Below are 6,714 nucleotides of genomic sequence, written 5' to 3' on the forward strand. Positions count from 1 at the left end.
CTTGAGGGGGAGATGTCCGGCAGGACAGAGGGGGGTGTCTTATGCTTCCATCCAACAGAAACCGCTCTAAAGTCAGGTGCAGTTACGGCGTAACCGCCAGCACCCGGTCCTGCCCCTCACGGATCACCGCGCGCATCGCCTCGCGGGCTGCATCCTCGTCCTGCCGCTCGATCGCCTCGGCTATGTCGCGGTGTTTGCGGACGCTCAGCGCATGGCGCTCCGTGTCGGGGATCGGCGAGCTGATCGTGAAGGTCATGGCAAGTGCGACCTCGATCAGTGCACTTATCGAACGCATGAAGGGATTGCCGGACGCTTCGGCAATCGCGATGTGGAATTTCAGATCCGCATCCACGAAATCGAAACCTGCATCGCGCACATCCGCCATCCGGTCGATCCAGTAATAAAGCTGTTCAAGCTGCGGCTCGGTGCGGCGCGCGGCGGCAAGTGCTGCTGCTTCCGGCTCCAGCGCCAGACGCATTTCCGAAAGGTTCAGCAGGAAGCGGACGTCGACGCCCTTCTCGACGTGCCAGCGCAGAATGTCCGGGTCAAACAGGTTCCAGTGCTGCCGCTCCAGAACGCGCGTTCCGATCTTGGCCTTTGGCTGGATCAGCCCCTTTGCCGCCAGCGTCTTCAACGCTTCGCGCAACACCGTGCGCGACACGCCGAAACGGGTCAGAAGTTCGGCATCGCCCGGAAGAATCGCGCCTTCGGGATAACGGCCGCTGACGATGCCCAGACCCAGATCGTGCATGACGTGACCGTGATGCGTGCGCGGGCGCGGCGCGCCGATCCTTTCGTGCAAGCCGGTCTGGAACGCCATGGGATCAGTTTGCGGCAATTGCTGAAGCTTTCCTTGTTGAGAGCGCCACCAATACGCGTTGCAGCGCTATGAAGGCAAAAAGCAGAATTCCGACGACGATCTTTGTCCACCAGCTAGACAGCGTGCCGTCGAAAACGATGTAGGTCTGGATGATCCCCTGAATGATGACGCCGACGAATGTGCCCGCGACCAACCCCACCCCGCCCGTCAGCAGCGTTCCGCCTATAACCACGGCGGCAATCGTGTCGAGTTCGACGCCGACGGCCGCCAGTGAATATCCGGCGGAGGTGTATAGCGAAAAAACGATTCCCGATAGGCCGGAGAGAAAGCCCGCAAGCGCGTAAATGCCGATGGTGGTGCGCGCGACCGGCACGCCCATAAGCTCGGCGGAAGTCCGGTTTCCGCCGATCGCATAGACATAGGAGCCGAACTTGGTGAAATGCGCGATGGCGATGCCGGCAAGAAAAACGGCGACCATCAGAAGGCCGATGAAGGTCAACCTGCCACCGCCTGGCAGGCGATAGCTCATTTCTTGCAGCATCGAATAAAAATCATGGCTGATTGGAATGGATTCCGTACTCAACACGAAGGACATGCCGCGCGCCAGAAACATGCCCGCCAGCGTGACGATAAAGGCAGGCACATTCAGATAATGGATCGTCATGCCCATCGCCGCACCGAAAGCGGTTGCGAGGCTGAGCGCGATAACGAATGCCGCCAGAGGATGCACGCCGTATTTCGTAATAAGAACCGCCAGCAGAACCCCCGTGAAGGCGATGACCGAGCCGACCGAAAGGTCGATGCCACCCGAAATGATAACGAAAGTCATGCCTACGGCAGCAATTCCAAGGAATGCATTGTCCGTCAAAAGATTGCCCAGAACACGCGTCGACAGCATGTTCGGGAACTGCATGACGCAGGCTGCGTAAGCCAGAACGCAGATGATGAGGGTCGCGTAGAAAGGCAGAAGTCTCGTGCTCATGCTGCGTCAGCCTTTTTGGTTTCAGGCGCGCGCTGCGGCCGGAAAATACCTCCGACGCCCGCAAGCGACAGAGATTGCGCGAGCAGGATCATGATGATGACGGCTGCCTTGACGATGAGATTGTACTCGGGCGGAAAACCGGAAATCAGAATGCCGGTGTTCATCGCTTGAATGATGATCGCGCCGAGCACCGACATGATGATCGAAAACCGCCCGCCAAGCAGCGATGTGCCGCCAATGACGACCGCAAGGATCGCGTCGAGTTCCAGCCATAGACCGGCATTGTTGGCATCCGCGCCACGAATATCGGCGGCAACGATAATGCCCGCAAGTGCCGCGCAGAAGCCGCAGAAGGCATAGACCACCATCAGCACCAGCTTGCTGTTCAGACCCGCATAGGTACTGGCGCTTCGGTTCACGCCGATGGATTCGATCATCAGGCCTAGTGCCGTGCGCCGCGCGACCAGAATTGCGACGACGGCAAGGATCGCTGCAATGACGACCGGCATTGGAAGGGCCAAGAACGAACCCGTTCCGAAGAAGATCAGCGTCGGCTCGTTGAAGGTGACGATAAAACCTTCGGTGATGAGCTGCGCAATGCCCCTGCCCGCCACCATCAATATCAGCGTCGCGATAATCGGCTGTAGGTCGAAGAAAGCGACGAGCAAGCCATTCCAGAGGCCGCACAGAATACCTACACTAAGGGCCGCGCCGATCACCACCGGCAACGGATACCCGGCGACAGTCAACGTTGCCGCGATTGCGCCTGACATTGCCATGACCGCGCCTACCGAAAGATCGACGCCCTTGCTGGCGATGACAGCCGTCATGCCGATTGCAAGGATCATCACCGGCGCGCCGCGATTGAGCACGTCGATCAGGCTTCCGAAAAGCCGTCCGTCCTGAAAGCGCAGATCGAAGAAGCCCGGAAAGGCGAGCCAGCTCAAAAAGAGGATGACGGCCAGCGATACGAGTTGGGGCGCCGCTCTTCCAAGCACATTCTTCACGAGGCTCATGCTTCCACGCTCCTCGTTTCTGCGGCAATTGTCTGCATGATCGTTCCAGTATTGATCTCGTCGCCAGTCAGTTCGCCGATATGCGCGCGGTCGCGCACGACGAGAACGCGCGTCGAATAAGCGACAATTTCCTCGATTTCCGAAGAGATGACGAGCAGCGCCATGCCCTGATCGCAGAGCCGATTGATGAGTTCGATGATCTCGGCATGCGCCCCGACATCGATACCGCGCGTCGGCTCGTCCAAAATCAGGAAACGCGGATTGGTGGCGAGCCAGCGCGCAAGAATGACCTTCTGCTGGTTGCCGCCGGAAAGGAATTTCACCGGCTTTTCGATATCGGTCGTCCTGATGTCGAGAGCCTTCACGAAGCGGTCGGCAATAGCCGTCTGCTCGGCGGTGGAAAGCCTGCGCAGCCAACCGCGGCTTGCCTGCAAAGCCAGCGCAATATTTTCGCGCACCGAAAGATCGCCGATGATGCCATCCGTCTTGCGGTCTTCCGGGCAAAGGCCGAAGCCGAATTTCACCGCGTCCTGCGGCGAGCGTATCTGCACCGCCTTGCCGTCGATCTCGGCGGTACCGCTGTCAGCCGTGTCGATGCCGAAAAGCAGCCGCGCGGTCTCAGTCCGGCCCGACCCCAGAAGCCCCGCAACGCCGACGACCTCGCCCGCATCGATTTCCAGATCGAACGGCGCGATGCTGCGCGCACGGCCATATCCTTTGAATGAAACCGCGCGTCCTGCGGCTGGCGGCTTCACCCGCCTGCCCTGCTCGGTCGCCTCGGCCAGCTTGCGCCCCAGCATCAGCGAAACCAGATCGATGCGCGACAAGTTCGCAGTCTGCGAAGTGCCCGCCAGACGGCCATTGCGCAGCACGGTCACGCGATCGGAAATCGCGTAAACCTGATCGAGAAAATGCGTGATGAAAACAATGCCAAGGCCCCGCGCTTTCAGGCGTCGCAGAATGTCGAACAGAACTTCGACCTCGTGCCTGTCGAGACTGGCGGTCGGCTCATCGAGGATCAGCACGCGACCGGAAAGATGGACCGCGCGCGCAATTGCGACAAGTTGCTGCACGGCAACCGAATAACGCGCGAGATCGGACGAAACGTCGATGTGGATATCGTATTGCTCAAGCAGTGCGCGCGCATCCCGCTCCATCTGCCGACGGTCGATAAGCCTGAAACGCTTGGGCTGGCGGCCGATATAGAGGTTTTCGGCCACCGAAAGGTTCGGCAGGAGATTGACCTCCTGATAGACCGTACCGATGCCGAGCTGCTGCGCATGCAGCGTGTCGCGCACGGTAACGGGCTTGCCATCAATGGTCACGGCACCGGAATCGAGCTGATAAACGCCGGTCAGAATCTTGATGAGGGTGGACTTTCCCGCGCCGTTTTCACCGAGCAACGCGTGGATTTCGCCGGAACGAACTTCAAAATCGACGTTTTCCAGCGCCTTGAAGCCAAGGAAAGATTTTCCGACGCCGCGCGCGCCTATCAGAGCGGTGCCTTCGGTCATTATTTTGAACCTGTCCGACAAACGAATTGGATTACCGGGCTATCGGCCTGAACCGACGACGCCCGGCATGCGCCTGGATTTGATTTGGAAACGTGCCCTGCCGGGACATATGTCGCGGGATTTCGAGAACCGGAGCGGAGCGTACATTTGTACGTGAGCACCGGAAGCGCAGAAAACCGCGTCAGATGACCGGCAGGGTGCGTTTACATTCAAATCCTAGTAGCCGAGGCCCTTCTTTTCTTCATAAACCTTCATCGGATCGTCGGCCTGCGTGTAGAGTTTGGACTCGGTCTGGATCCACTTCGGCGGCTGCGTTCCGTCCTTCTTCATGGCTTCCAGCGCATCGAAGGCTGGACCGGCCATGTTGGGGGTCAGTTCGACCGTCGCATTGGCTTCACCATTGGCCATTGCCTGGAAGATATCCGGCACGGCATCGATCGAGACGACGAGGATGTCGCTGCCGGGCTTGAGGCCCGCTTCCTTGATCGCCTGGATTGCGCCGACGGCCATGTCGTCATTGTGCGCGTAGAGTGCGCAAATGCTCTTGCCGCCGCCTTCGGCCTTCAGAAAGCCTTCCATGACTTCCTTGCCCTTGGCGCGCGTGAAGTCGCCGGTCTGGCTGCGGGTGATCTTGATCGTGGACGTGCCAGCGATCGCTTCCTCAAAACCCTTCTTGCGGTTGATTGCGGGCGAGGAGCCTGTCGTTCCCTGAAGTTCGACGACGTTGCATTCCTTGCCGGCCACCTGCTTGACCAGCCAGTCGCCTGCAACCTTGCCTTCATGCACTTGATCGGAGGTGACGGCGGTGAGGTATAGATCGTCCGACGCATCGATCTGGCGATCGAGCAGAATGACCGGGATTTCCGCGTCCTTGGCTTCCTTCAAAACGGTTTCCCAACCGGTCGCGACGACCGGCGCAAGCAGGATCGCATCGACGCCCTGCGCGACGAAGCCGCGGATCGCCTTGATCTGGTTTTCCTGCTTCTGCTGCGCATCGGCGAATTTGAGATCGACGCCGCGCTTTTCGGCTTCCTGCTTCGTGACGCTGGTTTCAGCAGCGCGCCAGCCCGATTCCGAGCCGATCTGCGAGAACCCGACAGTCATGTCTGCAGCATAGGCAGAACCGGCGAATGCAACCGCCAAAGCGGTGCCCAAGCCCAAGCGTTTCATGAAATTCATGATTGATTTCCTCCCGAGAAAATTGACGCCAACGCGCTCCTCCGCAAATGGCTGAATTTTTATTATCATATAGTAATACGAAATAAAATACGTTTGTTGACGCGCTTCAAAACTTGTCTGACAAGGGCAAGCTGGCCGGAGGAGAACCGCGAATGCCGAACGAAAATGCAGCCAATTCACGCATCGAATCCGTGGAGATCCGCGGCGGCGGTCTATCCGCCAAAATCCTGAATTACGGCGCGACGCTGGCCGATCTGATCGTCGAAACTTCGGGCGGACCACGCTCGGTGGTTCTGGGTTTCGACGACCCGGAAGCCTATCGAACGCATGGCGCATTCTTCGGCGCGGTGGCCGGGCGTTGCGCAAACCGCATCGCCGATGGACGTTTCGAGCTGGATGGCGAGGAACATCAGCTCCATCTCAACGAAAAGGGCCGTACGCATCTGCATGGCGGCGGCGCCGGTTTCTGGCAAAAACTCTGGACCATCGCGGAGCGCGACAAATCATCGGTGTTGCTGACGCTGGTTTCGCCCGATGGCGACCAGGGTTATCCGGGCAATCTCCGCGTTTCCTGCCGCTACAGCATTCAGGCGGGCAAGTTGGTCATCGGCCTGACCGCGCGAACCGACAAGCCGACGCTCGTCAATCTCGCGACCCACAGCTATTTCAATCTGGATGGCAGCGACACGATCCTCGACCACATGCTGACCATTCCCGCTCACGCCTATACGCCGGTGAATGCCGACATCATCCCGACCGGCGAACTGGCACCGGTCGAAGGTACCGCGTTCGATTTTCGGACTGCGCGCCCTGTCGAAAAGGCGAGATCAGAAACCGCCCGTGTCGATTACGATCATAATTTCGCTCTCGCCATGCGCCCGTTTGCACAGCCGCATCTGGCGGCAAGGCTGGAGGCATCGCGGCTGGCCATGGAAATCTGGTCGACCGAACCCGGCCTGCAGTTCTACGACGGGAACTTCCTCCCCGTGTCTGAGCCGCTTCGAGGCGGGCGCAAAGGCCAACGCTTCGGCGGACTTTGCCTTGAACCGCAGCGCTTTCCAGATGCGATCCATCATCCCGAATTTCCCGGCTCGGTGCTGCGCCCGGATGAAACCTACGCGCAGACCACCGAATACCGGTTCCTGGAAATCTAAAGCGATTCCTATTTTGATGGAATCGCGAGGCGCCCCCCTCTGTCCTGCC

At 59.3% G+C, this 6,714-nt stretch carries 6 protein-coding genes; 1 reads left to right on the plus strand and 5 read right to left on the minus strand.

Going from position 1 to position 6,714, the window contains the following annotated elements; all coding sequences use genetic code 11:
* Positions 1–82: 82 nt before the first annotated feature.
* The 5 genes from ABFT80_RS12315 to ytfQ form a co-directional block, all read right to left on the minus strand.
* The gene (locus ABFT80_RS12315) at positions 83–820 is read right to left on the minus strand and encodes a FadR/GntR family transcriptional regulator (protein WP_347972197.1); all 738 of its coding nucleotides are present in this window, start codon (positions 818–820) and stop codon (positions 83–85) included.
* 4 nt (positions 821–824) lie between these two features.
* On the minus strand, positions 825–1,802 hold the full coding sequence (yjfF, locus tag ABFT80_RS12320) for a galactofuranose ABC transporter, permease protein YjfF (protein ID WP_347972198.1): 978 nt from the start codon (positions 1,800–1,802) through the stop codon (positions 825–827).
* The gene (locus ABFT80_RS12325; RefSeq protein WP_347972199.1) at positions 1,799–2,818 is read right to left on the minus strand and encodes an ABC transporter permease; all 1,020 of its coding nucleotides are present in this window, start codon (positions 2,816–2,818) and stop codon (positions 1,799–1,801) included. Before ABFT80_RS12325 ends, yjfF begins: the two co-directional genes overlap by 4 nt.
* Complete coding sequence (ytfR, locus tag ABFT80_RS12330) at positions 2,815–4,332, minus strand: galactofuranose ABC transporter, ATP-binding protein YtfR (RefSeq protein ID WP_347972200.1); 1,518 nt, start codon at positions 4,330–4,332, stop codon at positions 2,815–2,817. The genes ABFT80_RS12325 and ytfR overlap by 4 nt, the downstream gene beginning before the upstream one ends.
* Positions 4,333–4,548: 216 nt before the next feature.
* Positions 4,549–5,511 carry a galactofuranose ABC transporter, galactofuranose-binding protein YtfQ gene (gene ytfQ, locus ABFT80_RS12335; protein ID WP_455189923.1) on the minus strand — a complete coding sequence of 321 codons (963 nt, stop codon included), beginning with the start codon at positions 5,509–5,511 and terminating at the stop codon, positions 4,549–4,551.
* A gap of 152 nt (positions 5,512–5,663) precedes the next feature.
* On the opposite strand from ytfQ, the gene ABFT80_RS12340 reads away from it, so the two are divergent.
* Positions 5,664–6,665: an aldose epimerase family protein gene (locus ABFT80_RS12340; protein ID WP_347972201.1), complete on the plus strand. Its 1,002-nt coding sequence runs from the start codon at positions 5,664–5,666 to the stop codon at positions 6,663–6,665.
* Positions 6,666–6,714 lie beyond the last annotated feature (49 nt).

The organism is Foliimonas ilicis (assembly GCF_039939195.1).
Taxonomy (GTDB): Bacteria; Pseudomonadota; Alphaproteobacteria; order Rhizobiales; family Rhizobiaceae; genus Foliimonas; species Foliimonas ilicis.